Origin of the sequence: Pseudomonas citrullilanati (genome assembly GCF_030580855.1) — a bacterium.
Classification (GTDB): domain Bacteria; phylum Pseudomonadota; class Gammaproteobacteria; order Pseudomonadales; family Pseudomonadaceae; genus Aquipseudomonas; species Aquipseudomonas citrulli.
On record NZ_JAUQOP010000085.1, the window covers coordinates 1 to 3,061 of the forward strand.

Here is a 3,061-nt window from a genome sequence, read left to right on the forward strand (position 1 = left end):
TGATGGTGATACCACGAGCTTTCTCTTCCGGGGCGCTGTCGATCTTGTCGAAGTCAACACGAGCCGAACCGAAAACTTCGGAGCAGACACGGGTCAGAGCAGCGGTCAGAGTGGTTTTACCGTGGTCGACGTGACCAATGGTACCCACGTTGACGTGCGGCTTATTACGTTCGAACTTTTCCTTAGCCATCGAAATCACCCTTAGGAGAAGAAATTTAGCGAGTCACACAAGCCATTAAAACAAAGGCAGATATTTTCATATCTGCCTTGTTAGATGGAGCTCTTGAGCGGATTTGAACCGCTGACCTCACCCTTACCAAGGGTGTGCTCTACCAACTGAGCTACAAGAGCGAAACACTTTGCATAACCTGCAAGTTTGGAGCGGGTAGCGGGAATCGAACCCGCATCATCAGCTTGGAAGGCTGAGGTTCTACCACTAAACTATACCCGCGGAGCCTGCAGCTCACGCTAGAAACTGGTGGAGGGGGAAGGATTCGAACCTTCGAAGTCGTAGACGTCAGATTTACAGTCTGATCCCTTTGGCCGCTCGGGAACCCCTCCTAAGCGAGCCGGCATTCTATATCATGCCAGCCTTCTGTCAAGCATTTTCTCATTAAAAACCTGAGGTTAGCTGCGTTGACTACGCTTCGCCGGGCTGACCGTTAAAGGTCTTCACTGCGAAGCGGGCGCCATTCTATGCAAACTACCCAGCGGGTGCAACCCCCTCGCAAGGCATTATTTTATGTTTTAACTCATTGAATTCTTTAGAAAGGTTTTGCACCAGTGTTTCACTCACCTTCGCAGCGCTGTCTGGCGAAACCTGAACCCAGGAACCCGTATTTTCAGGAGAGTTTTGCACCCCTAACGCAACAGGGCGAGCCACGACACCCGCAGCTGCCAGCCGCTGCTCCAACTGCCTGGCCATTTCAGGACGCACCAAACCACCCAGGTAAACGCATGTAGTCCTTTGCGTCTCCCCAGCGCTTCCAGACTCACGCCTGGCTAACGCATCCGCCGTTTCACTCAAGAGATGGATATCTTGCTGGGAGCCGCGATACAAACTCAACGGCGTGACATCCTTGGCGCGGAGCGGGGCCTCCTGCTGATGCCAGACGTAGTAGAAGACATTCAAAACCAGCAATAACAGAAACAGCCAGCGCATAGAAACCTCAGGACAAAGGGCAGGCCATCGCCAACCCGACAAAAACCAGGTCAGGCACCACCCTGGCATCAGGGACAACGCCGGAAACAAGATTGGCGTCCCCCCCAGTGAGGAACACCACGAAGTCCTGCCCCCAATACTGTCGGGCCAGTTCAAGCTGGGTGAGGACAAATCCCCTGAGCATCAGCATGCAACCACGCTCCACGGCTTCGACCGTCGCACGACCCGGAGCGAGGCTTTCATGGGCTCGTTCGGCGGCCGTGTCGTCATAGCGAATGCGTCGAGTGTGGGTACGCAGTTGGTTACGCATCAACGGCATGCCAGGGCAGATGAACCCTCCGAGGTGCGCGCCATCTGCCGCCACGAAATCGGCCGTGATTGCCGTACCGAAATCAAGCACCAAGCATGCGCCTGCAGCAAGATGGTATCCACCGAGCAAGGCCAGCCATCGATCGAGTCCCAACCGTTCAAAATCTTCATAGCCATTCTTCACGCCCGCCATTTCACGAGTGGGCACGGCACGAACCACGGATACGCCAAATGCAGCCACCAAACGGGCAACCAGCGAATCAGTCTCATCTGACGTACGAACGCTCACAAGCCGGCATTTTTTCAGTTGGAATTTTTCGGCATCCAGGCTCACCAATAGATCGTTATCCGAGCTGACAACACCACCGTCGACAGGCGTTACCGCATCGGCACGAAGGACGCGCCACTTGATAAAGCTATTGCCGCAATCAAGCTCAAGAATCATCACGCAACCTCAAGCTGAGCTCACCGCCGCTAAATGTTTTTTCCACACCATCCACCTTCAAACGCAGCGCACCCTGGTGATCGATTCCCATGACCACGCCATCGATTCGATTGACTCCAGCAATGAGCGATACCGCGCGCCCCTGCCACAAGTGATACCTCTCCCACTCCGACTGGATCGCAGCAAAACCCGCCTCGTGATGGCGCTTGAGATACTGCTGAAGTTTCGCGCCCAATCGAGCCACCAGCTCATTCCGATCAAAATCCCGGCCTGACTCCAGACTCATGGACGTCCATTGTTGATCGACTTCATCAGTCGACTGCATATTCACGTTGATTCCTACACCCAGGACAACATGGCAAACATCCGCCGGATCTCCGACCAACTCAAGCAGGATGCCAGCGATTTTCTTGTCACCCACCAGGACATCGTTAGGCCATTTCAACGCTGCTTCCACAATTCCCATGTCACGCAATGTGTGCATGACCGCAAGCCCGACGACGAGGCTGAGCCCTTCGATCTGACGCATGCCACCATCAATGCGCATTACCAGACTGTGATAGAGGTTTTCAGCAAACGGACTGACCCACTTGCGACCGCGACGACCGCGACCCGCTATCTGCCGCTCAGCGAGGATCAGGAACGGCGCCTCGGACCCGCGCTCAATGAAACGTAGTGCCTCGGCATTGGTGGAGTCGATGGAATCGAATACATGGACAGGCCACTCGTCGAGGCCCTTTGCCCTGATTTGTGCAGCATCCAGGAGCGTCAGCGGCTTGGCCAACTGGTATCCCCTGCCTCGAACCTTATGAACCGACAGGCCCAACTCTGCCTCCAGGTGCTGCAGTTGTTTCCAGACAGCACTACGACTGATACCCAGCGCAACACCCAGCGCCTGCCCCGAATGAAAGCGACCGTCCTTCAGAAGTTTTAGCAACGTGAGCATGCGGACTGCGCCCTGACAATGAGGCCCGCATGATAGCCATGCGAAAGACGGTTGCATAGAAACACGAAATGCCTTTCCTGCGGGCAAAACAAAACCCCAACTGCTTTCGCAATTGGGGTTTCGGAATTTAATCTTGACGATGACCTACTCTCACATGGGGAAACCCCACACTACCATCGGCGATGCATCGTTTCACTTC

Annotated in this window: 4 protein-coding genes and 3 tRNA genes; all 7 read right to left on the minus strand. The window is 54.8% G+C overall.

Annotation, left to right across the window (positions count from 1 at the left end):
- Positions 1-190, minus strand: a 190-nt coding sequence (locus Q6A48_RS25815) for a GTP-binding protein (RefSeq protein ID WP_239692276.1), incomplete at its 3' end; no start/stop codon positions are given.
- 85 nt (positions 191-275) lie between these two features.
- Positions 276-351: transfer RNA gene (locus Q6A48_RS25820), tRNA-Thr, on the minus strand.
- Positions 352-377: 26 nt separating this feature from the next.
- Positions 378-451 (minus strand) — tRNA-Gly (locus tag Q6A48_RS25825).
- 25 nt (positions 452-476) lie between these two features.
- A tRNA-Tyr gene (locus tag Q6A48_RS25830) sits at positions 477-561 on the minus strand.
- Between the two features lie 142 nt (positions 562-703).
- Positions 704-1,162 (minus strand): hypothetical protein, encoded by a 459-nt coding sequence (locus Q6A48_RS25835; RefSeq protein WP_304557302.1) that lies wholly within the window; start codon positions 1,160-1,162, stop codon positions 704-706.
- 7 nt (positions 1,163-1,169) lie between these two features.
- On the minus strand, positions 1,170-1,916 hold the full coding sequence (locus tag Q6A48_RS25840) for a pantothenate kinase (protein ID WP_304557303.1): 747 nt from the start codon (positions 1,914-1,916) through the stop codon (positions 1,170-1,172).
- Positions 1,906-2,862, minus strand: coding sequence for a bifunctional biotin--[acetyl-CoA-carboxylase] ligase/biotin operon repressor BirA (gene birA / locus Q6A48_RS25845; protein ID WP_304557304.1), 957 nt, complete (start codon positions 2,860-2,862; stop codon positions 1,906-1,908). The genes Q6A48_RS25840 and birA overlap by 11 nt, the downstream gene beginning before the upstream one ends.
- Positions 2,863-3,061 lie beyond the last annotated feature (199 nt).